At 67.6% G+C, this 21,058-nt stretch carries 19 protein-coding genes; 4 read left to right on the top strand and 15 right to left on the bottom strand.

Going from position 1 to position 21,058, the window contains the following annotated elements; all coding sequences use genetic code 11:
• Nucleotides 1–3: 3 nt before the first annotated feature.
• Nucleotides 4–585, top strand: coding sequence for a Pycsar system effector family protein (locus E5K04_RS09180; RefSeq protein ID WP_136553280.1), 582 nt, complete (start codon nt 4–6; stop codon nt 583–585).
• 3 nt (nt 586–588) lie between these two features.
• Here the strand turns inward: E5K04_RS09180 and E5K04_RS09175 are convergent, their stop codons facing one another.
• Nucleotides 589–1,269, bottom strand: coding sequence for a Crp/Fnr family transcriptional regulator (locus tag E5K04_RS09175; protein ID WP_136553278.1), 681 nt, complete (start codon nt 1,267–1,269; stop codon nt 589–591).
• Nucleotides 1,270–1,309: 40 nt separating this feature from the next.
• Nucleotides 1,310–3,448 (bottom strand): SulP family inorganic anion transporter, encoded by a 2,139-nt coding sequence (locus tag E5K04_RS09170; protein ID WP_168929196.1) that lies wholly within the window; start codon nt 3,446–3,448, stop codon nt 1,310–1,312.
• 171 nt (nt 3,449–3,619) lie between these two features.
• Between E5K04_RS09170 and serB the strand changes: the two genes are divergently transcribed.
• The 3 genes from serB to E5K04_RS09155 all read left to right on the top strand — a co-directional run bounded on the left by serB (nt 3,620) and on the right by E5K04_RS09155 (nt 6,520).
• Nucleotides 3,620–4,465 carry a phosphoserine phosphatase SerB gene (gene serB / locus E5K04_RS09165; protein ID WP_136553274.1) on the top strand — a complete coding sequence of 282 codons (846 nt, stop codon included), beginning with the start codon at nt 3,620–3,622 and terminating at the stop codon, nt 4,463–4,465.
• Nucleotides 4,466–4,476: 11 nt separating this feature from the next.
• Nucleotides 4,477–4,971, top strand: coding sequence for a PilZ domain-containing protein (locus E5K04_RS09160; RefSeq protein ID WP_235844321.1), 495 nt, complete (start codon nt 4,477–4,479; stop codon nt 4,969–4,971).
• A 265-nt stretch (nt 4,972–5,236) separates the two neighbouring features.
• Nucleotides 5,237–6,520 (top strand): aromatic amino acid transport family protein, encoded by a 1,284-nt coding sequence (locus E5K04_RS09155; RefSeq protein WP_136553269.1) that lies wholly within the window; start codon nt 5,237–5,239, stop codon nt 6,518–6,520.
• A 59-nt stretch (nt 6,521–6,579) separates the two neighbouring features.
• On the opposite strand, the gene mpl is transcribed toward E5K04_RS09155, so the two are convergent.
• The 13 genes from mpl to E5K04_RS09090 form a co-directional block, all read right to left on the bottom strand.
• Entirely contained in the window at nt 6,580–7,950 is a 1,371-nt protein-coding gene (mpl, locus tag E5K04_RS09150) for a UDP-N-acetylmuramate:L-alanyl-gamma-D-glutamyl-meso-diaminopimelate ligase (RefSeq protein ID WP_136553267.1), read from the bottom strand.
• 64 nt (nt 7,951–8,014) lie between these two features.
• Nucleotides 8,015–9,310 carry an adenylosuccinate synthase gene (locus E5K04_RS09145; RefSeq protein ID WP_136553265.1) on the bottom strand — a complete coding sequence of 432 codons (1,296 nt, stop codon included), beginning with the start codon at nt 9,308–9,310 and terminating at the stop codon, nt 8,015–8,017.
• Between the two features lie 34 nt (nt 9,311–9,344).
• A complete protein-coding gene (locus E5K04_RS09140; RefSeq protein ID WP_136553262.1) occupies nt 9,345–10,496 on the bottom strand; it encodes an ATP phosphoribosyltransferase regulatory subunit in 1,152 nt (383 codons plus the stop codon).
• Nucleotides 10,497–10,591: 95 nt separating this feature from the next.
• Entirely contained in the window at nt 10,592–11,473 is an 882-nt protein-coding gene (gene hflC, locus E5K04_RS09135) for a protease modulator HflC (protein ID WP_136553260.1), read from the bottom strand.
• Between the two features lie 3 nt (nt 11,474–11,476).
• A complete protein-coding gene (hflK, locus tag E5K04_RS09130) occupies nt 11,477–12,700 on the bottom strand; it encodes an FtsH protease activity modulator HflK (RefSeq protein ID WP_136553257.1) in 1,224 nt (407 codons plus the stop codon).
• Nucleotides 12,687–13,826 carry a ribosome rescue GTPase HflX gene (hflX, locus tag E5K04_RS09125; RefSeq protein ID WP_136553255.1) on the bottom strand — a complete coding sequence of 380 codons (1,140 nt, stop codon included), beginning with the start codon at nt 13,824–13,826 and terminating at the stop codon, nt 12,687–12,689. The genes hflK and hflX overlap by 14 nt, the downstream gene beginning before the upstream one ends.
• Nucleotides 13,827–13,909: 83 nt before the next feature.
• Complete coding sequence (gene hfq / locus E5K04_RS09120; protein ID WP_136553253.1) at nt 13,910–14,167, bottom strand: RNA chaperone Hfq; 258 nt, start codon at nt 14,165–14,167, stop codon at nt 13,910–13,912.
• A 90-nt stretch (nt 14,168–14,257) separates the two neighbouring features.
• The gene (gene der / locus E5K04_RS09115) at nt 14,258–15,784 is read right to left on the bottom strand and encodes a ribosome biogenesis GTPase Der (protein ID WP_136553251.1); all 1,527 of its coding nucleotides are present in this window, start codon (nt 15,782–15,784) and stop codon (nt 14,258–14,260) included.
• A gap of 14 nt (nt 15,785–15,798) precedes the next feature.
• Entirely contained in the window at nt 15,799–16,935 is a 1,137-nt protein-coding gene (gene bamB / locus E5K04_RS09110) for an outer membrane protein assembly factor BamB (protein ID WP_136553248.1), read from the bottom strand.
• A 3-nt stretch (nt 16,936–16,938) separates the two neighbouring features.
• The gene (locus E5K04_RS09105; RefSeq protein ID WP_136553246.1) at nt 16,939–17,568 is read right to left on the bottom strand and encodes a YfgM family protein; all 630 of its coding nucleotides are present in this window, start codon (nt 17,566–17,568) and stop codon (nt 16,939–16,941) included.
• Nucleotides 17,569–17,580: 12 nt separating this feature from the next.
• On the bottom strand, nt 17,581–18,852 hold the full coding sequence (gene hisS / locus E5K04_RS09100; protein WP_136553244.1) for a histidine--tRNA ligase: 1,272 nt from the start codon (nt 18,850–18,852) through the stop codon (nt 17,581–17,583).
• 43 nt (nt 18,853–18,895) lie between these two features.
• Entirely contained in the window at nt 18,896–20,173 is a 1,278-nt protein-coding gene (gene ispG / locus E5K04_RS09095) for a flavodoxin-dependent (E)-4-hydroxy-3-methylbut-2-enyl-diphosphate synthase (protein WP_136553242.1), read from the bottom strand.
• Nucleotides 20,174–20,180: 7 nt separating this feature from the next.
• Complete coding sequence (locus tag E5K04_RS09090; RefSeq protein WP_136553240.1) at nt 20,181–21,056, bottom strand: RodZ domain-containing protein; 876 nt, start codon at nt 21,054–21,056, stop codon at nt 20,181–20,183.
• Nucleotides 21,057–21,058 lie beyond the last annotated feature (2 nt).

Raw genomic sequence — 21,058 nt, 5'->3', positions numbered from 1 at the left:
CCGATGACGCAGACCCTCAACCGACACCGCCCGCTGTCGGGCGTCCGCCCGCCCGGGCCACCCGCGACCGAGGTGACCCTGCCGCCGCTGGACGCCGCGATGATCGCCATCACGCCGCATGTCGACGGGCGCCACGTGGCGATCGGCTGCGCGCTGCACGCAGTGGGCGACACCCAGAGCACCATCCGCGCGATCGACACCAAGGCACAGATCCTGTGCGGCATCGTCGGCGTGCTGCTGGTCAAGCTGGACGCGCTGCCGGCCACCGGGCCGTGGGCACACGGCTTCGTGCTGCTGGCTATCCTGACCATCATTTGCGCGCTGTCAGTGATTGTGCCGCGCATTCCCCCACCGCAAACCGCCAGCCGCTCCGGCCAGCGCTACTTCGTGCCGCCGCAGGCGAACGCCGCAGAGTGGGCCGCCGCCAGCAGCCAGCTTGATTGGCTGGAAGAACTGTACACGGTACTTGCCCGCCTCTCGGTGATTCGCCAGCGCAAAACCCGCCAACTCAGGCTGACCCTCGCGCTCTTCTTGCTGGCCTTGCTTGCCCTGCTCGCCGGCAGCCTGGCCACGCTATACGCCTGAAGATCAGGCCCCCTGGCTAGCCAGCGCGTGGCGGCGCTTGAGCTTGTCGACCATGTCGTGGCCGATGAACGACTGCAGCGGCGTTTCCAGTTCGGGGTGCCGCTTGATCAGCGCCTCCAGCTTGTCGTGTTCCAGGCTGAGCGTTCGCAAGCTACCGGCAGCCGTCACCGTGGCGGACGCCGGCGCTTCGGTCAGGTAGGCCATTTCTCCCAGCAGCGAGCCTGGCCCCAGCCGGGCTACTTCATGGCCCGCCGCACACACCACGGCGCACCCCTCCTCGATCAGCAGCATCGCGTGGACCGGCTCGCCCTCGCGCAACAAGGTCTCGCCGTCGGCGAACTCGCGCCAGGCCGCCGCACGCAGCAGCCGCACGAAGTCGACCCGCGAGAAATGCGCGGCGAATACCCGCCGGTACAGCGCGGCTTCGACCTCGTTCAGGCGAAAGCCGAAATGGTCGCGCAGATAAAGGGCGATATGCCAGCCGTTGGTCGCGAAGATGATTACGTTGCACACGATGCCCAGCCACAAGGGCTCGCCGGGGTCGGGAAACGCCATGTACAGCGATTCGGCGATCAGCGCGAACATCATCAGCACGCGCAGCAGCAGGAAGCTCTTGACGGCGAACGCCAGGATATACAGCGCGTAGGCCAACAGGCCGATCATCAGGGGCAGGCTCAGGGTCATGTTCTGCTCGAATTCGTATGAAGTGAAGCGCAGCCGGCGCTCAGGCCGTCGCCTGCTGCAGGCTGCGGTTGCTTTCCTGCAGCCGTTCGGCCATCACGGCGGCGACCGTGCGGTGCAGGCGCAGCGCCAGCGGCAGGTTGTCCTGCTCCAGCCTGGCAATCGCGGCAACCGTCAGGTACGAGACCTGCGTGTCTTCGTCGGCGTATACCGTCGCGCTGGCGCTGCCGCCGGTGTAGACGCTGATCTCGCCCAATACGGTGCCGCGGACAAAGCGGCGCAAACGCAAGGAATGTTGCCCGGAGACAAACAGCCTGACCGATACGCTGCCCTCCTTGATGAAGCACAAGCCGGGCGCGCTCCCGTCCTGCCGGATCAGCGCCTCGTTCTGCCGCAATTGCAGGGTCTCAAGGTAGGGGGCCAGTTCAGCCAGCAAGGGCGCAAAGGCACAGGCCCAGTCCCCGTAATTGGCAGCCATGCCGGCGAGCATCCGCCGTTCGGCCTGTTCGACCGCAGAGTCCAGATCCGTGGCCAACACGACCCCAAGCTCGGACAAGGGACGCAGGCGCCGCTCAAGTTGCGGCCGCGCGCTGCTGACCAGCATCAGCCCGCCCACCCCCTGCATGCGCTCGGCCAGCCGTTCAAAGACCGCCAGTGCCGTCGCGTCCATCCCCTGCACATGCTTGAGGTCGAACAGCAGCACTTGCGGCCCGTCTGCGGCGTGCTCCGCCTTGATCCGGTCGTACAGGCGCTGTACGCCGCCGAAGAACAGATAGCCTTCCAGCACGTAGACTGCGAGCCAGTCCGGCCGGTCGTCCAGCAAGGCGCGCTGGGCATGCGGCCGGCTGATGCGGCTGGGCGCGTTGCGGGCGTTGTAGCGCTGGCGCACCACATCCAGCCGGCTGTAGTCGAGCAGGAACAGCACCGCCGTCACGCATACGCCCAGCAACGCCGCCTCCATGATGCCCAGCAGGTTGACCGCCAGCAGCACGGTCACGATGATCGCGCGGTCGCTGCCGTGGCTGGCTGCACGGGCGCGCGACACCGCGTCACCGAGCAGGCTGGCGCCGAAATAGAGCAAGAGTCCGGACAGCAAGAACACCGGCAGCCACGCCATCAGCACGTCACCAACAAACACCCCGGCCAGGCACACCAGCGCCACCACGACGGCGGCGATCCGGTTGGGGCCGGCCAGCTCGATATTGAGCCGGGTGTCGCCGATAAATGGCACCATCGGCAAGGAGCCGAACAGGCCGCCCAGCAGGTTGGCCTGGCCCTGCGCGACCAGTTCCAAGTCGTGTTCGACGTCGTGCTTGAGCGCCTGCTCGAGCGCGCTCAGTTGCAGCAGCATCACCAGCAGGGCAATCAGGGCGACCAGCAGCAGCCCGGGCAGGCTCCCGGACAGCAGCGCCCAATCGACGCTTGCCAGTTGGCCCAGCAAGACCCCGCTTGCGCCGCCGCCACCCACCGGCGGCAGGTACAGCCAGCCGGCCGTCTGCAACTGCGCCAGCGGCCACGGCCCGAGCGCCGCACCCAGCACAAATACGCCGCCGGCCAGCAGCAGAGACAGGGGCAGGAAGAATCGCCCGCCGAAGCGGCCGCCGCCAAACACCAGCCACAGCCCGAGCAGCACCGCGCAAGCGAGCTGTGCGGGCTTCTCCAGCAGGGCAAGCCAGCGCTCGGGCGCAGCGAGGCTGACCCCGTCGACCCCGGCGGCCAACCCAAGTCCGGCCAGCAACAGCAAGAGCCCGGTGCCACCGAGAAAGCCGCTGACCACGGGAGACGGCAGGTAGCGGACCAGCCGGCCCAGATGGAAGCGCCCGACCAGCCAGAACAGCGCGCCCGACAGCAAGCCACTGAGCGCCATCATCAGCGCGACGGTCAGCGCGGACGCTTCGGCGGACAGCGCGGGGTAGGCGGCGAGCTGGCTGCCGACCAGGCTGGCGAGCGCGATGGTGGATGCCTCGTCCGGGCCGGTGACCAGCCCCGCCTGGTGGCTCAGCCGCGCGACCAGGGCCGCGCCGATCGCGGTGCCGACCAGCAGGATGGAAAAGCCGACGCCCGCGTAAGGCGCCGCCTTGCCCTGGAACAGCAGCGACGCGTAGGCGGCGGCGACGGTCAGGGCGATCAGTCCGAGCAACAAGCCGCTAAGCACGGCAAACAGGGGGCGCGGGGCAGGCAATGGAAGCTTCCAGTGCTGTTCAAGATATTCAACGATCATAGTCAAAAGCTGACAGCGACGCTGCAAATCCCGCCCGCGCGGCACTGCCGGCGTTGCAAACACGCACAGGCGCACGTTGCCGGGGTTTACGCATGGCATAATCCGTGCTGTCTACCCGAACCCAAGCTCCGCATGCCCCACCATCTCGTCGTGCAGGCGCCTGCCCTGCCACAAGCCACCCTCGAACAACTGGCCGCCGCCTGCGGCGCCGCAATCACCCAGCGCACCGGCCCTTGCCGCGCGCGGCTGTCACCTTGCCCGGACGCCGTCACCCCGGCGCTCTCTGCGCTGGCCGCCGGCCTTGGCGTCGACATCGCACGCGTCGCCGACGGTGCGCGTTTCGCCGACTACGGACTGATCGTCTCCGACATGGATTCGACGCTGATCACCATCGAATGCATCGACGAGATCGCCGACATGCACGGGCTGAAACCTGAGGTCGCCGCGATCACCGAGCGCTCGATGCAGGGCGAACTCGACTTCGCGCAGTCGCTGGTCGCGCGCGTCGCGCTGCTCGAGGGGCTCAGCGAAGCGGCGCTCGAGCGCGTCTATCTCGAGCGGGTGCGCCTGACGCGCGGCGCCGAGACGCTGCTCGCCGCCTGCCGCGCGCACGGCGTGCGCTTCATGCTGGTCTCCGGCGGCTTCACCTTCTTCACCGAGCGGCTGAAAGCCAGGCTCGGCCTCGACTACGCTTACGCCAACGAGTTGGAAGTCGCGGGCGGCCGGCTGACCGGCCGCGTCAAGGGCGACATCGTCGACGCCGCCGCCAAGCGCCGGCTGCTGATCGACACGCGCGACGCGCTGGGCCTCGCCCCGCAACAGGTAATCGCCATGGGCGACGGCGCCAACGACCTCATGATGCTCGCCGAGGCGGGCCTCGGCGTCGCCTTCGACGCCAAGCCGGTGGTGCGCGCACAGGCCGCCGTGGCGATCAACCATGTCGGCCTCGAGGGCGTGCTCGGCCTGTTCGACGCTTAAAGGAGATGCCCATGCTGCCCCAGCTTGACACCGTCAGCTTCGACGACGCGCTGCCGCTCGCGCTGCTCTCGACCAGCGAGTACGGCCCCAAGCTCGCCCGCGAGACGCGGCTTGCGCTGCGCGTGCTGGCCGCCGCGCCGGCCGGCAGCGACGGCGGCGACCCGCAGTTGTTGCGGCTGGAAGCCAAGCTCGACCTCGCGCTCGAGCTTGCGCTGTTCGGCCGCCACCCGGAAACGCCGGCGTGCCGCGCGTGCCGGCTGGGGCTGGCTGAAATCGTCTGGCTGCAGGACGAGGCGGCGGGCATGGGTGACGCGCTGCTCAGGCTGAGCCCCAACCCCGATTCGGCGCTGACGCTGTTCCTGCCGGTTGCCGTCAGCGCCAGCCAAGAGGACGGCCGCACGCTGGTGCGTGCCCGGCTCGGCGCGTCGTTCGACGATTCGACCCGCGACGCGTGGGAGAAGTGGGTGTTCCGCCGCCACCGCGAGGCGATCCGCCAGCAATCCTGAACGCCTGCGCACCGGCGCCCCCTCACGGGGCGCCATTTTTTTGTCTGCCGCAAGCCCGTATTTCGTCACAAACGAACCTAACTACCGATCCAATCGCGCAGTAATTTTTCGCGAACGAACAATCCGGAAACTTAACGAAACATTTTGCCGCGACCAGAGCGCCTCCTGTTGTTTAGTGCGCCCACGGCGACCGGGCAAAGCCGTTGATTAGAATGCGTATTTCAGAATATTCTTGCATTCCACTCCAACTACGTGAAGCTGCCCGATGAGCGAGACCGCCGCCACGCTGGACCTACCCAACGCACCGACTACCGCCGCCAAACTGCCGTGGACCCGGCAAGACACCACCTGGATGCTCAGCCTGTTCGGCACCGCCGTCGGCGCCGGCATCCTGTTCCTGCCGATCAACGCCGGCATGGGCGGCTTCTGGCCGCTGGTGCTGATGACGCTGCTGATCGGCCCGATGACCTACCTGTCGCACCGCGCGCTGTCGCGCTTCGTGTGCTCGTCCGCGCACAACGACAGCGATATCACCCACGTGGTCGAGGAGCACTTCGGTGCCGGCGCCGGCAAGGCGATCACCCTGCTCTACTTCTTCGCGATCTACCCGATCGTGCTGATCTACGGCGTCGGCATCACCAACACCGTCGACAGCTTCATGGTGCACCAGTTGGGGCTCGCCTCGCTGCCGCGCGTGCTGCTCTCCGGTGTGCTGATCGCGGCGATGATGGCGGTGATGCTCGCCGGCGAAAAATGGATGCTGCGCGTGACCCAGTTCCTGGTGTATCCGCTGGTCGCCATTCTCGCCTTCATGTCGTTCTACCTGATCCCGGACTGGAAGCTCGACGCGGTCGCCGTGATGCCGTCTTCCTTCGACTTCGCCGGTACCGTCTGGCTGACCATCCCGGTGCTGATCTTCGCGTTCAACCATTCGCCGGCGATCTCGCAGTTCGCGCTCGCCCAGCGCCGCGCGCACGGCCCGAGCGCCCGCGCCAAGGCCGACCAGATCCTGCGCCGCACCTCGCTGATGCTGGTCGGCTTCGTGATGCTGTTCGTGTTCTCCTGCGTGCTGTCGCTGAGCCCGGCACAGCTGATGGAAGCCAAGGCGCAGAACCTGTCCATCCTGTCCTACCTTGCCAACACGCACGCGAGTCCGTTCATCTCCTACTTCGGCCCGCTGGTCGCCTTTGTCGCCATCGTGTCGTCGTTCTTCGGCCACTACATGGGCGCGGCCGAAGGGCTGGAGGGCATCGTCAGCCAGCAGTTGAAGGCGCGCCGCATCACCGTCGCCCCACGCAAGGTGCGCACGTTCACGCTCGCCTTCATGGTCGGCACGCTGTGGGCGGTCTCGATCGCCAACCCGAGCATCCTCGGCATGATCGAGGCGCTGGGCGGGCCGATCATCGCGGCCATCCTCTACCTGATGCCGATGTACGCGATCAACAAGGTACCGGCGCTCGCCGCGCACAAGGGCCGGCTCAGCAACGTGTTCGTGGTAATGATGGGCCTGACCGCAATCAGCTCCATCGTGTACGGCTTCATCGGCTAAGCCTCACCGCCCAACAAAAATGGCACCGCGCGCGGTGCCATTTTTTGTGCCCGAGGCTGTTACAGCGCGGCGAGCAGCTTGCCGTGCACGCCGCCGAAGCCGCCGTTGCTCATCACCAGCACATGGTCGCCGGCGCGCGCGTCGCGCACCACGGCTGCCACCAACGCGTCGAGCTCGCCGTGGCACTCGGCCCGTTCGCCCAGGGGCGCGAGCGCGCCGGCGGCGTCCCAGCCCAGGCCGCCGTCGAAGCAGTACACATGGTCGGCGTCCGTGAGCGAATCGGCGAGCGCGTCCTTCATGGTGCCCAGCTTCATGGTGTTCGAGCGCGGCTCGAGCACGGCGAGGATGCGTGCGCCGCCGACGCGGGCGCGCAGGCCGGCGACGGTGGTCGCGATCGCCGTCGGGTGGTGCGCGAAGTCGTCGTACACGGTCACCCCGCCCGCCACGCCCTTCACTTCCATGCGCCGCTTGACATTGGCGAAGCGCGACAGCGCATCGATGGCGGTGGCCGGCGCGACGCCGACGTGGCGCGCGGCGGCGATCGCCGCCAGGGCATTCATCCGGTTGTGCTCGCCCAGCAGGTCCCAGCACACCCGGCCCTGCTTCGCACCGTCCAGCCACACGTCGAAGTGGCCGGCCGCGTCCGCCTCGCCGGCACGCCAGCCGGCGTCGGCGCCGCCAAACCCCTCAACCGGCGTCCAGCAGCCGCGCGCAAGCACGCGCGCAAGCGCCGCCTCGCGCGCATTACTCACCACCAGGCCGGCGCCGGGCACCGTGCGCACCAGATGGTGGAACTGGGTCTCGATCGCCGCCAGGTCGGCGAAGATGTCGGCGTGGTCGAATTCCAGGTTGTTGAGCACGCAGGTGCGCGGCCGGTAGTGGACGAACTTCGAGCGCTTGTCGAAGAAGGCGGTGTCGTACTCGTCGGCCTCGATCACGAAGAAAGGGCTCTGGCCTGCCGGATCCTGCGCGGGCGCGCCCGGCAGGCGGGCCGACACGCCGAAGTTCTCGGGGATGCCGCCAATCAAAAAGCCCGGCGCGAGGCCGGCGTCTTCGAGCAGCCACGCGAGCATCGAGCTAGTGGTGGTCTTGCCGTGAGTACCGGCTACCGCCAGCACCCAGCGCCCCTGCAACACATGCTCGGACAGCCACTGCGGGCCGGACACATAAGGCAGGCCGCGGTCGAGGATTTCCTCCATCAGCGGGTTGCCGCGCGAGACGACGTTACCGATCACGTAGAGGTCGGGCGAGAGCGCTACTTGTGCGGCGTCGAAGCCCTGGATCAGCTCGATGCCCATCGCCTCGAGCTGGGTGCTCATCGGCGGGTAGACGTTGGCGTCGCAACCGGTCACCCGGTGCCCCGCCTCTTTGGCGATCGCGGCGATGCCGCCCATGAAAGTGCCGCAGATGCCGAGGATGTGGATATGCATGGATAGTCGTGCGGAAGTTCGATAAGACAAAGGCCCGCCGACAGGCGGGCCTTGCAGGACAGCCTTACAGGCCGTACGGGTGTTGCAGGACGATGGTTTCTTCGCGGTCCGGGCCGGTCGACACGATGGCCACCGGCGCGCCGCACACTTCGGCGATACGGTTGAGGTAGGCCTTGGCGTTGGCCGGCAGCGCGTCCCAGGTCTTGGTACCGAAGGTCGATTCGGTCCAGCCCGGCATCGTCTCGTACACCGGCACGCACTTCTCGACCGCGTCGGAGCCGAACGGCAGGATGTCGACCTGCTCGCCGTCCAGCATGTAGCCGACGCACAGCTTGATCTCTTCGAGGCCGTCCATCACGTCGAGCTTGGTCACGCACAGACCGGACACGCCGTTGATCTGGATCGAGCGCTTGAGCGCGGCGGCGTCGAACCAGCCGCAGCGGCGCGGACGGCCGGTCACCGAGCCAAACTCGTTGCCACGCTTGGCGAGGAATTCGCCGATCTCGTTTTCCTGCTCGGTCGGGAACGGGCCGGAACCGACGCGGGTGGTGTAGCCCTTCACGATGCCCAGCACGTAGTTGAGCATCTGCGGGGCGACGCCCGCGCCCGGGGACGCCGCACCAGCGACGCAGTTAGATGAGGTGACGAAGGGGTAGGTGCCGTGGTCGATGTCGAGCAGGGTGCCCTGCGCGCCTTCGAACAAGAGCGGCACGCCGGCCTTGTCCATGTCGTACAGCGTGCGCGAGACGTCGGCGACCATCGGGCGGATGCGCTCGGCAAGCTTGACCACCTGCGCGAGGATCTCGTCGTAGCTAACCGGGTCGGCCTTGTGCAGCTGGGTCAGCTGGAAGTTGTAGTAGTCGACGTTCTCGCGCAGCTTGCTCGCGAAGCGCTCCATGTCGAACAGGTCGATCACCTTCAGCGCGCGGCGGGCAACCTTGTCCTCGTAGGCCGGGCCGATGCCACGGCCGGTGGTGCCGATCTTGCCGGCGCCCTTGGACAGTTCGCGTGCTTGGTCGAGCGCCACGTGGTAGGGCAGGATCAGCGGGCAGCCTTCGGCGATCTTCAGGCGGCGCTCGACGTCGACGCCGGCGGCGATCAGCTCGTCGATTTCTTTCAGCAGCGCCTCGGGCGAGAGCACCACGCCGTTGCCGATGAAGCATTCGACGCCTTCGCGCAGGATGCCGGACGGGATCAGGCGCAGGATGGTCTTCTTACCGCCGACCACCAGGGTGTGGCCTGCGTTGTGGCCGCCCTGGAAGCGCACGACCGCGCGCGCGTGGTCGGTCAGCCAGTCGACGATTTTGCCCTTGCCTTCGTCACCCCACTGGGTGCCGATCACGACTACATTCTTGGACATGAGAGGAACCTCTTTTCCCGGTCTAAATCCGGATTCATTGAAACGGGACGACCCGCCACGCGCCGGCTTCGGCGACCAGTTCACGGTCGCAGCCCAGCGCTTCGGCGGATTCGCCCAGGTAATCGAGCACGACGACTTCGCCGCGCCCACGCAAACGTTCGATCTCGCCCTTCGCGTCCGGCAGCAGGCGCTGCGCGACGCGGATGCCGCGTGTGGCCTCGCGCTCGGGCAGGATGCGGATCAGGTCGCGCAAGTCGAGGCTGAAGCCGGTCGCCGGGCGGGCACGCCCGAAGCGGCGGCCGACGTTGTCGTAGCGGCCGCCACGGGCGATCGCGTCCGACCAGCCCGGCGCGTACGCGGTAAACACCAACCCGGTGTGGTAGAACCCGCTGCGCAGTTCGGCAAGATCGAAGCATAGCTCGACCTCGTTGCCCAACGCGCGCGCGATCGCCCCCAGCTGCAGCAGCGCCAGTTCGATTTCCGGCAGCGACGGCAGACGGGTGCGCGCCGCCTCGAGCACACTCGCCGGGCCGTACAGCTCGGGCAAGGCGCTGAACGCCGAGCGGTAGGGCTCGGCGACGTCCGCGCACAGCGCGCGGATGCCCGACGCGTCCTTCGCCTGCAGCGCGTCAAACAGCGCCTGTGCAAGCGATGCATCGAGGCCGGCCGCCTGCACGAGTCCGCGGAAGATGCCGATATGGCCGACGTCCAGCCGCAAGCCTTCGACACCGGCGCCCCTGAGCGAGGCGAGCATCAGGCCGATGATCTCGAGGTCGGCCTCGATGCCGGCGTAGCCGTACAGCTCGGCGCCGACCTGCAGGGGCTCGCGCGAACTCATCAGCCCGGCCGGGCGCGCGTGCACCACGCTGCCGGCGTAGCACAGGCGGGTGACGCCGGTGCGCTCGGCGAGCAGGTGCGCGTCGATGCGCGCGACCTGCGGCGTGATGTCGGCACGCAGGCCCAGTTGGCGGCCGGACAGGTGGTCGTCTAGCTTGAACGTCTTGAGTGCGAGCGCGCTGTCGTCGGTCGAGACCAGCGCCTCGACATACTCGATCAGCGGCGGCGACACCAGCTCGTAGCCGGCGGTACGGAAGCGCTCGAGCATCGCAGCCTTCGCGCTTTCCACCTGACGCGCGGTCGCCGGCAGGATGTCGGCGATGTGTTCGGGTAACAACCAGTTACGCATAGGGTTCACTACACAATAAAAGGCGGGACGCGCATCCCGCCTTGGCTTCGTCAAACCGGCCGCTTGCGCGGCCGGTGCCGTTTCTCCTCTTGCGACTACTTGTTGCCGCCTGCCCCCTGCGGGTTCTTGAAGTACTTGAAGAACGCCGAATCGGGTTGCAGGACGAGCACGTCGCTCTTGTTCTTGAACGAGTCCTTGTACGCCTGCATGCTGCGCCAGAACGAATAGAACTCGGGGTTGCGGCCGAACGCCTCGGCGTACACCGCCGCGGCCTTCGCGTCGCCCTCGCCCTTGATGCGCTGCGCTTCCTTGTACGCCTGCGACAGGATCACTTCCTTCTGGCGGTCGGCGTCGGCGCGGATGCGCTCGGACTCGGCGGCGCCTTCGCTACGCAACTGGTTGGCGACGGTGGCGCGCTCCGAGCGCATGCGCTCGTAGACCGAAGTGCTGATTTTATCCGGAAAATCGACACGCTTTAAGCGCACGTCGACAATTTCAACGCCCATCTTGCGTGCCTCGGCATCGGCGCGCTTCTGCACGATGGCCATCACCTGCTCGCGCTTGCCCGAAATCACGTCGGCGACGTCCTTCTGGCCGAACTCGGCGCGCAGGCCGTCGTTGATGATCTGCTTGAGGCGCGACACCGCGGCCATCTCGTTGCCGCCGACGCTCTTGTAGAACTGCTCGACGTTGACGATGCGCCACTTCACGTAGCTGTCGACCAGCACGTTCTTCTTCTCGCGGGTGTTGAACAGCTCCGGCGCCTCGGCGTCGATGGTCTGCACGCGCCGGTCGTAGTAACGGACGTTCTGCAGGAACGGCACCTTGAACTGGATGCCAGGTTTGGTGATCACGCGGACCACTTCACCGAACTGGAAGACCATCGCGTACTGGCGCTGGTCGACGGTGAACATCGACATCGACAGCAAGAGCAGGGCGACGACCATGGCGACCAGGGTCGGGATCAGCTTGTCCATGGTTTACTCCTGGTTGTTGTTGTCGGAACGGCCGTTGCGGCCGGAAACGTCGCGGCCGCCGCGTACCGAAGCGGCAGGCGCGGCCTCGGTTTCCGGCTGCACACGGGGGCTCTGCGCGGGCGTTGCGGCCGGCGCGGCAGCCGGCGACGCCTGCTGCATCAGCTTGTCCAGCGGCAGGTAGAGCAGGTTGCTGCCGGCCTTCTGGTCGACCATCACCTTGGACGAGCTGTCCATCACCTGCTGCATCATGTCGTAGTACATGCGCTCGCGGGTGACCTTGGGCGCCTTCTGGTACTCGGTGAGCACCGACTTGAAGCGCGCGGCCTCACCTTCGGCGTTGTCGACCACACGCTGGCGGTAGCCCTCGGCCTCTTCGGTCAGGCGCGCGGCGAGACCCTGCGCCTTCGGGATCACGCCGTTGGCGTAGGCACGGCCCTCGTTGCGCAGCTTTTCCTTGTCCTGGCCGGCCTTCACCGCATCGTCGAACGCGGCGCTCACCGCCTCGGGCGGCTGCACGTCGTTGATGTTGACCTTGGCGATGCGGATGCCGAGCTTGTAGCGGTCGACGATCTGCTGGATCAACGACTGGGTCTCGGCGGCGATCTGCGCGCGGCCTTCGTTGAGCACGAAGTCGACCTTGTTGCGGCCGACCACTTCGCGGATCGCGGTCTCGGTCGCCTGCTTGACGATGTCCTTGGCGTCGCGGTCGCTCGCCGCGTTGACGAACAGGAAGTCCTTGGCGTCCTTGATGTCGTACTGCACCGACAGCTGCACGTCGATGATGTTCTGGTCGTCGGTCAGCATCAGCGACTCTTCGAGCACGCGGTTCTTCGCGTTACCGCGGTAGCCGACTTCGATGCTGCGCACTTCGGTCAGGTTGACGATCTCGACCTTCTCGAACGGGTACGGCAGGTGCCAGCCCAGGCCCGGGCCGGTGGTGCGGTCGTAGCTGCCAAGGCGCAGCACCACGCCCTCTTCGCGGGCGTCGACCACATAAAAGCCGCTGGCCAGCCACAGCGCGGCCAGCACACCGACGATGGCAACGGCGCCGCCACGGAACGCGCGCGGTCCCGGAAAGGCCGGGCCGCCGGACTCCGGCGGCGTACCCTGCGGCGGTTTGGCGCCGAGCAATCGGGAGAGCCGCTGGTTCAGTCGGCGGAAAACTTCGTCAAGATCCGGCGGGCCATCGTTGCCCCCACGGCCCCGGTTCGGGTCAAATTGAGTCATCGGGCTCTGTTTCTTCTCTAGAAATTTCGGACGGCGGCGTGGCCGCAACCAATGTGGCAATCGCTTCGCGCAGGAGTTCCAGCCCCTCGCCCTTGAGGGCGGAGATTCTGACCGATACCGGCTGGTCGCTATCATCGTACTCGATTGCCGGCGCCAAGCCACGCAAATCCGTCTTGTTCCATACGATCAGTTGCGGGATGCCGTCCGCGCCGATCTCGGCGAGCACGCCGTTGACCGCCTCGATCTGCTGCTCGCGCATGTCGCTGGCCGAGTCGACCACGTGCAACAGCAGGTCGGCCTGCACCGTCTCTTCCAGCGTCGCGCGGAACGCGGCGACCAGGGTGTGCGGCAGGTCGCGGATGAAGCCCACGGTGTCCGACAGCACGATCGAGCACTCGGTGTTCAGGAAGAGCTTGCGACTGGTGGTGTCCAGCGTCGCGAACAGCTGGTTCGCCGCGTAGGCGCCGGCCTTGGTCATCGCGTTGAAGAGGGTCGATTTGCCGGCGTTGGTGTAGCCGACGATGGACACCGAAGCGAGGCCGGCGCGCACGCGGCCGCGCCTTTGCGTGGTGCGCTGCTTCTGCACCTGCGCGAGGCGGCTCTTCAGGAGTTTCACGCGGTTGCCGAGCAGGCGGCGGTCGGTCTCCAGCTGCGTCTCGCCCGGGCCGCGCAGGCCGATGCCGCCCTTCTGCCGCTCGAGGTGGGTCCAGCCGCGCACCAGCCGCGTCGCCAGGTGCGAGAGCTGCGCGAGCTCGACCTGCAGCTTGCCCTCGTGGCTGCGCGCGCGCTGCGCGAAGATGTCGAGGATCAGGCTTGCGCGGTCGATCACCCGGCACTGGATCGCACGCTCGAGGTTGCGCTCCTGCGCGGGCGAGAGCTGGTGGTTGAAGATCACCACGTCGGCGCCGGCGCCACGCACCATCGCCGCGAGTTCCTCGACCTTGCCCTTGCCCGCGAACAGCGCAGGGTCCGGCCGGCTGCGCTTGCCGCCCAGCACCCCGAGCACGGCCACGCCCGCGCTGGTGACAAGGTCGGTGCATTCCTGCACGCCTTCCTGATAGTCGGCTTCGCCAAAGTCCAGGCACACCAGGATCGCCTGGTCGCCCTGATCGGGACGGTCAAACACGCATTAAAATCCGTCAGACAAAAAAAGAGAGAGGCTGGTGGCCCCGCACGGGGTCGCCAGCCTGCGGATACCCGGCGTTACGCTCAGGCGTCGGACTGCGCCTCGCCCTTGGCCGGCGCCTCGTGCGGGATGCTGACAGCGCGGGCCGGCACCACGGTCGAGATCGCGTGCTTGTACACCATCTGGGTCACGGTGTTCTTCAGCAGCACCACGTACTGGTCGAAGGATTCGATCTGGCCCTGCAGCTTGATGCCGTTCACCAGATAGATCGAGACCGGAACATGTTCCTTGCGCAGGATGTTCAGGAACGGGTCTTGTAGCATTTGCCCTTTGGCGCTCATGTTTTTCTTCTCCAAACTTCGTTAAGTGTCGCCACGCGAGGTGGACGCTCCGGTGCCAAAATACTTTTTAGCAGAAAAAATACCGACGTACTATCTTTTGCCCTTACCGCGCGGCGCCGGCTTGCCGCGCCCGCCCGCGGCGGGCTTACCGCCGGCGGGCTTGGCCGCCGGCTTGACCGGCTTGGGCGTCACGCGGCCATCGGCGACGGCGCGCGCCTTTTCCTTGGCCTCGATGCGCGCCTTGAGCTGCACCTTGCTGGCCGCCCGGTGCTTGAGCAGGCCAGGCTTCGCGCCCTTCTCTTCGCTCTCGAAGGGGTTGGTGCTGGACTTGTATTGTACCCTGAGCGGCGTGCCCTGCAGCTGGAAAGCCTTGCGGAACAGACCTTCGAGGTAGCGGGTGTAGCTATCCGGCACATTTTCCAGCGAATTGCCGTGGATCACGATGATCGGCGGGTTCATGCCGCCCTGGTGCGCGTAGCGCAACTTGGGGCGGGTCAGGCCGACGCGCGGCGGCGCCTGGCGTTCGGTCGCCAGTTGCAGGATGCGGGTCAGCTTGGGCGTGGAGAGCTTGATCATCGCCGCGTGGTACGCCGCGTCGATCGACTTGAACAGCTCGCCCACCCCCTTGCCCTCGAGCGCGGAGATGTAGTGGAAGCGCGCGAAGTCGAGGAAGCCCAGCTTGCGCGCGACATCGCGGTGGATGCGCTCGCGCTGCTCGCCGTCGAGGTGGTCCCACTTGTTGACGGCGACCACCAGCGCGCGACCCGCCTCCAGCGCGAAGCCGGCGATGGTCGCGTCCTGCTCGGAGATGTCCTGCTGCGCGTCGAGCACCAGCACGGCAACGTTGGCGTCCTCGATCGCCTGCATGGTCTTGATCACCGAGAACTTCTCGACCGTCTCGTTGACCTTGCCGCGGCGGCGCACGCCGGCGGTGTCGATGATGGTGTACGCCTTCTCGTCGCGCTCGAAGTCGATGTAGATGCTGTCGCGCGTGGTGCCGGCCTGGTCGAAGGCGATCACGCGTTCCTCGCCGAGGATGGCGTTGACCAGCGTCGACTTGCCGACGTTGGGGCGGCCGATCACCGCGAATTTCGGGTGGCGCTTGCTTTCCTCGTCGGTTTCGTCCGGGAACGGCTCGAGGATGGTCTCGATCAGTTCGCGCACGCCGTCGCCGTGCGAGGCGGATACCGGCCACGGCTCGCCCAGCGCGAGTTCGTGGAACTCGGCGGCGGCCATCCCCGGGCTCATGCCCTCGGCCTTGTTGACCGCGAGGTAGACCGGCTGGCGGCTCTGGCGCAGGCGGTTGGCGATCAGCTTGTCCTGCGGCGTGACGCCGTTGCGCCCGTCGACCAGGAGGACGATCGCGTCGGCCTCGTCGACGGCCTGCAGGGTCTGGCGCGCCATCTCCCACAGGATGCCGTCGTCGACCACCGGCTCGAAACCGCCGGTGTCGATCACCAGGTAAGGCTTGCTGCCGACCCGGCCGTGACCATAGTGACGGTCGCGCGTGAGGCCAGGCTGGTCGGCGACCAGCGCGTCGCGCGAGCGCGTCAGGCGGTTGAACAGGGTCGACTTGCCCACGTTGGGGCGGCCTACCAGAGCGATTGTCGGTTTCATGTTGCCTTAAATCTTCAGTTCAGCGCAGAGAGCTTGCCGTTGCGGCCCTGCACGAAGGCAGCGTCGCCCAGCACCAGCGGCTGGCTGAGGGTTCCTTCGGCCCCGGTGCGCGCGCGGCCGACAATACGGCCGTCTTCGGGTGCCAGCAAATGGGCATACCCTTCGGCGTCGAGCACCAGGATGTCTTTGCCGAGGCGGACCGGTCCGGTCACGCCGCGGTACTTCAGTGCGTCGTTCTTCCACAGGTTGCGGCCGGTCTCGGCGTCGAACGCCCACACCGCGCCGTCGTCGGCGGTCACGAACACCTTGTTGCCGTCCAGGGCGAGGCCGCGGCTACTGCCGACCTCGCGCGCCCAGATCAGGTTACCGCCGCGCGCGTCGAAACAGGCGACGCGGCCCTGATAGGCCACCGCGCACACGCGGCGGCCATCGAACTGGGGCTGGCTGACCACGTCGGTCACCCGCTCGAGCTCGCTCGCACCGCGCGGCGTGGCGACCGTCGCCTGCCACAGCGGCACGCCGCTCTTCAGGTTGTAGACGGCGAGCTTGCCGCCGGCCTCGCCGCTGATCAGCACGTCGTCGCCGACCGCCAGCATCACCGGCGTGGTTGGCTGCACCATCAGCGACGGCGGCGCCTGCCACTGCGTCCACAGCGAACGGCCGTCTTCGGCCGCGTAGGCGGTGATCCGCCCGTCGCTGCTGCGCACGACGACCATGCCGCCGCCCGTAAGCGGTGGCTCGGCCATCAGGCTGGTCAGCCGCTGGCGCCAGCGCACCTTGCCGGCCGCGTCGACGGCCAGCACTTCGCCGGCCGCGTTGCCCGCGTAGTAGCCGCGCGCGTCGGCGCCGACGCCGGCGACCAGGCTTTCGCCCTTCAGGCGGATGCTCTCCAGACGCTTGCCGCTGGCCGCGTCGTAAACCTCGATGGTGTCGCCGTTGCCGGCGACCGCGAGCTTGCCGTCGAGAAAGGCCGGACGGAACAGGCCCTGCCCGGCGGACTCGACGCCCTGCTGCCAGCGCACGTTCAGCGCACGTCTCGCGTCGACGCGTTCAAGCGGCGTCGGTTGGTTGGCGCTCGAACCTTCAAACCAGCTGGCGCAGCCGGTGACGAGGGTGGCGATGGCCGCGGCAATCAGCGTCTGGCGTTTCATGGGTCAGCTCCCGATAGCGTCGATCTTGGCCTGCACGAAGTCGCGCATCGGCTCTTCCGGCGCCAGCTTGGCGAGCGCCGACTTGTAAGCGGCGGCGGCGCCCTTGGCGTCGCCCTTGGCGAACAGGATGTCGCCCTTCATGTCGAGGAAGAAGCCGTCGAAGGCGGCCGGGTGTTCGGCCGACACTTCCTTCAGCGCACCGTCGTACTGCTTCTGGTCGAGCAGCACGGCCGCCTGGCGCAGGCGGGCGACGGCGACCACGTCGGCTTCCTTGGCGTTGGCGATCACCCAGGACAGCTCCTCGCCGGCGAGCTTGTAGTCGTCCTTGTCGAAGGCGACGCGGGCGGTCAGGAGCGCGGCGCGCGGCGCGTAGCTGGTCGACGCATAGTCGCGGCGCAGCTCGGCGCTGATCGCCTTGAGCTGTTTGAGATCGCCGCCCGGCAGCGCGGTTTCCATCCTGGCGAACACCGCCGACGCCTTCTCGGCCTGCTCGGCACGGTACAAGTGCCAGCCCTTCATGCCCAGATAACCGAGGCAGGCGATCACGACCAGCGCCGCGATCCAGCGCCCCCAGCCGCGCCAGAAGCCCTTGAGTTCTTCGATCTGTTCCTGCTCCTGCAAGTCGAACGCCATGCGTCCCCCTCCTTAGTTTTTCAGGCGCTGGACGGCGGCGGGCGCCTCATCCAGCGTGACGGTTGCCTGTGCCTCGTCGGCGCGCAGCGGCTTGACCACCACGGCACCGGCCTGCATCTCGTTCTCGCCGACGATCAGCGCGCACAAGGCGCCGGACGCGTCGGCCTTCTTCATCTGCGACTTGAAGCTGCCCTCGCCCAGGTGCTGGGTCACCGACAGCCCGGCCTCGCGCAGCCGGCTTGCCAGGCGCATCGCGTACAGCGAAGCGCCCTCGCCCTGCTGGACGATGTAAACGTCGCAGCCCGGCGCCGCCGGCAGCAGGTTCTTCGCCTCGAGCAGCAACAGCACGCGCTCCATGCCCATGCCGAAGCCGATGCCCGGTGCGCTCTTGCCGCCCAGTTGCTCGATCAGACCATCGTAACGGCCGCCCGCGCACACCGTGCCTTGCGCGCCCAGCTCGGTGGTCACCCACTCGAACACCGAGTGGTTGTAGTAATCGAGACCGCGCACCAGCCGCGGATTTTCAACGAACTCGACGCCGAGCGCCGCGATCATCGCCTTCCAGCCCTCGTAGTGCGCGCGCGACTCGTCGCCCAGGTAGTCGATCAGGCGGGGCGCCTGGTTCGCCATCTCCTGCAGCGCCGGGTTCTTGGTGTCGAGCACGCGCAGCGGGTTGCTGTACAGCCGGCGGCGGCCGTCCTCGTCGAGGATGTCGACATGCTGCTCAAGGTAGGCGATCAGCGCCTCGCGGTGGGCGGCGCGCTCGGCCGGGTTGCCCAGCGTGTTGATTTCCAGCTTCACGCTGTCGGAGAGACCCAGCCTGCGCCACAAATCGGCCGTCATCACGATGATCTCGGCGTCGATGTCCGGCCCGGCAAAGCCGAGCGCCTCGATGCCGATCTGGTGGAACTGGCGGTAGCGGCCCTTCTGCGGACGCTCGTGGCGGAACATCGCGCCCTGGTACCACAGCTTCTGCGTGGCGTTGTAGAGCAGGTTGTGCTCGACCACCGCGCGCAGGGTGCCGGCGGTGCCTTCCGGGCGCAGCGTCAGGCTGTCACCGTTCAGCGAGTCGGTGAAGGTGTACATCTCCTTCTCGACGATGTCGGTCACCTCGCCGATCGAGCGCACGAACAGCGGGGTCGGCTCGACGATGGGCGTGCGGATGTTGCGGTAGCCGTAATCGGCCAGCAGGCGCTGCATGACGCCCTCGAAGTACGCCCACTGGTGCGACGCCTGCGGCAGCACGTCATTCATGCCGCGGATCGCCTGGATTTTCTGAGACATGGTGCTTTCTTCTTCTGATACGTGTGTGCGCGGGCCTGAGTACTCAGGCCGTGCGGATGGGGATCACCCTGGGCGCGGCTTCGCGCCGCTTGGCGCCACCCTCGCCGTAGCGGCTGGTGACGTAGTCGTCGACCAGCGCCTTGAATTCCTCGGCGATGCGTTCGCCCTTGAGCGTCACCGCGCGCTCGCCGTCCACATACACCGGCGCGACCGGCACCTCGCCGGTGCCCGGCAGCGAAATGCCGATGTCGGCCAGCTTGCTCTCGCCCGGGCCGTTGACCACGCAGCCCATCACCGCGACCTGCATGGACTCGACGCCGGGGTACTGCAGGCGCCATACCGGCATCTGCTCGCGCAGATAGGTCTGGATGCTGTCGGCCAGTTCCTGGAACACCGTGCTGGTGGTACGCCCGCAACCCGGACACGCGGTCACCAGCGGGGTAAAGCTTCTGAGCCCCATCGTCTGCAACAGTTCCTGCCCGACGATCACTTCGCGGGTGCGCGACTCGCCCGGTTGCGGCGTCAGCGAGATGCGCACAGTGTCGCCGATGCCCTCCTGCAGCAGTACCGCCAGCGCAGCGCTCGAGGCGACGATGCCCTTGGAGCCCATGCCCGCTTCGGTCAGCCCCAGGTGCAGCGGGTAGTCGCAACGGCTTGCCAGGTCGCGGTAGACCGCGATCAGGTCCTGCACATGGCTGACCTTGCACGACAGGATGATCTGGTCGGGCGACAGGCCAAGCTCGACCGCCTTGGCCGCGCTCTCCAGCGCGGAGACCACCAGCGCCTCGCGCATCACCGCGTCGGCCGGCCACGGCGCCTCGCGCCGCGCATTTTCGTCCATCAGGCGGTTGGCGAGCGTCTGGTCGAGGCTGCCCCAGTTGACGCCGATGCGCACGGCCTTGCCCAGTTCGGCGGCGGTGCGCACCATGAAGGCGAACTTCTCGTCGCCGCGCGCACCCTTGCCGACGTTGCCCGGGTTGATCCGGTACTTGGCCAGCGCGTGCGCGCAGTCGGGGTAGTCCTTGAGCAGGCGGTCGCCGTTGAAGTGGAAGTCGCCGACCAGCGGCACGTCGCAGCCCATGTCGTCGAGCCGCTGGCGGATCTGGGCGACCGCGGCGGCGGCCTCGGGGCTGTTGACGGTGATGCGCACCACCTCGGAGCCGGCACGGGCGAGCTCGAACACCTGTGCCGCGGTCGCTGCCGCGTCGGCGGTGTCGGTATTGGTCATCGACTGCACGAGCACCGGCCAGTCGGAGCCGACCATCACGTGGCCGATGCGGACTTGGCGGGTCTGCCGGCGGAGAATCGGGGAAATCGACATCGCCACCTCAGTCCAGTGTCAGCGTCGCGGTCGAGCCGCGGATCTTGCCGCTCATGTCGACCGGCTGGCCGTTATGGATGACCTGCACCTTGGACGCGTTGCCGATGCGCACGCGGTAGGGTGGCGTGCCGCTGACCGACTTCTGCTCGCCCGCCTTGAGCGTGCCGAACATCAGTTTCTGGCCCTTGGCGTCGGTCACCGAGATCCACGCGTCCTCGCTGGCGGCGAGACGCAAGGCGCCAGCCACGGCTGCAGCGGGTGCGCTGGCGACAGCCGGCACCGAGGGGACCGCGGCCGTGGCCACCGGCGTGTCGGCGCTGTCGGCCGGCGGCTGCGCGCTCTCGCCTTGCGCGCCGGACGACGCCTGCGCGGCAATGGCGTCCTGCGCCGGCGCGGACGCCATGCTCTCGTCCGGCGACTCGACGATGCCGGACGGCGCGGAGGCGGCCATCGGCGCCAGCGTCTCGTCCGCCGCGTCGTCGGCACCGGACCCGGCGAACCACCACGCGCTGCCGGCGAGCACGCCGACCAGCAAGGCGCCGCCTATCCAGCGGCCGGCGCCGGATCGCGACACGCTTTCCCGGCCAGACTCGGCTTCGCGTACGATCGCGTTCTCGGCCGGTTGCGGCGGGAAGGCCTGGTCAAGCGCGTGCATCAGCGGCGCGGGGTCGAGCTCAAGGAAGCGCGCGTAGTTGCGCACGAAACCGCGCACGAAGGTGGCGCCGGGCAAGGCGGCGAAATCGTCGCGCTCGATCGCCTCGAGCTGGCGCACCGAGAGTTTCAGACGCTCAGCGACGTCGCCGAGCCCCAGTTGCCGCGCCTCGCGCGCCGCGCGCAATTGCGCGCCGACGCCCGGGCCTCCCCCTTTTTCGACTGCGTCCATCT

Source organism: Crenobacter intestini (assembly GCF_004919095.1).
In the GTDB taxonomy this organism is placed as follows: Bacteria; Pseudomonadota; Gammaproteobacteria; order Burkholderiales; family Chromobacteriaceae; genus Craterilacuibacter; species Craterilacuibacter intestini.
The sequence above is the reverse complement of the archived record's forward strand: the minus strand, read 5'-3'. Positions and strand labels throughout refer to the sequence as shown.

What these genes read in the sequence shown, in the direction of transcription:
- E5K04_RS09180 (WP_136553280.1), top strand. Translation starts at nt 4, where the DNA reads ATGACGCAGACCCTCAACCGACACCGCCCGCTGTCGGGCGTCCGCCCG.
- E5K04_RS09175 (WP_136553278.1), bottom strand. Translation starts at nt 1,269, where the DNA reads ATGACCCTGAGCCTGCCCCTGATGATCGGCCTGTTGGCCTACGCGCTG.
- serB (WP_136553274.1), top strand. Translation starts at nt 3,620, where the DNA reads ATGCCCCACCATCTCGTCGTGCAGGCGCCTGCCCTGCCACAAGCCACC.
- E5K04_RS09160 (WP_235844321.1), top strand. Translation starts at nt 4,477, where the DNA reads ATGCTGCCCCAGCTTGACACCGTCAGCTTCGACGACGCGCTGCCGCTC.
- E5K04_RS09155 (WP_136553269.1), top strand. Translation starts at nt 5,237, where the DNA reads ATGAGCGAGACCGCCGCCACGCTGGACCTACCCAACGCACCGACTACC.
- mpl (WP_136553267.1), bottom strand. Translation starts at nt 7,950, where the DNA reads ATGCATATCCACATCCTCGGCATCTGCGGCACTTTCATGGGCGGCATC.
- E5K04_RS09145 (WP_136553265.1), bottom strand. Translation starts at nt 9,310, where the DNA reads ATGTCCAAGAATGTAGTCGTGATCGGCACCCAGTGGGGTGACGAAGGC.
- E5K04_RS09140 (WP_136553262.1), bottom strand. Translation starts at nt 10,496, where the DNA reads ATGCGTAACTGGTTGTTACCCGAACACATCGCCGACATCCTGCCGGCG.
- hflC (WP_136553260.1), bottom strand. Translation starts at nt 11,473, where the DNA reads ATGGACAAGCTGATCCCGACCCTGGTCGCCATGGTCGTCGCCCTGCTC.
- hflK (WP_136553257.1), bottom strand. Translation starts at nt 12,700, where the DNA reads ATGACTCAATTTGACCCGAACCGGGGCCGTGGGGGCAACGATGGCCCG.
- hfq (WP_136553253.1), bottom strand. Translation starts at nt 14,167, where the DNA reads ATGAGCGCCAAAGGGCAAATGCTACAAGACCCGTTCCTGAACATCCTG.
- der (WP_136553251.1), bottom strand. Translation starts at nt 15,784, where the DNA reads ATGAAACCGACAATCGCTCTGGTAGGCCGCCCCAACGTGGGCAAGTCG.
- bamB (WP_136553248.1), bottom strand. Translation starts at nt 16,935, where the DNA reads ATGAAACGCCAGACGCTGATTGCCGCGGCCATCGCCACCCTCGTCACC.
- E5K04_RS09105 (WP_136553246.1), bottom strand. Translation starts at nt 17,568, where the DNA reads ATGGCGTTCGACTTGCAGGAGCAGGAACAGATCGAAGAACTCAAGGGC.
- hisS (WP_136553244.1), bottom strand. Translation starts at nt 18,852, where the DNA reads ATGTCTCAGAAAATCCAGGCGATCCGCGGCATGAATGACGTGCTGCCG.
- ispG (WP_136553242.1), bottom strand. Translation starts at nt 20,173, where the DNA reads ATGTCGATTTCCCCGATTCTCCGCCGGCAGACCCGCCAAGTCCGCATC.
- E5K04_RS09090 (WP_136553240.1), bottom strand. Translation starts at nt 21,056, where the DNA reads ATGGACGCAGTCGAAAAAGGGGGAGGCCCGGGCGTCGGCGCGCAATTG.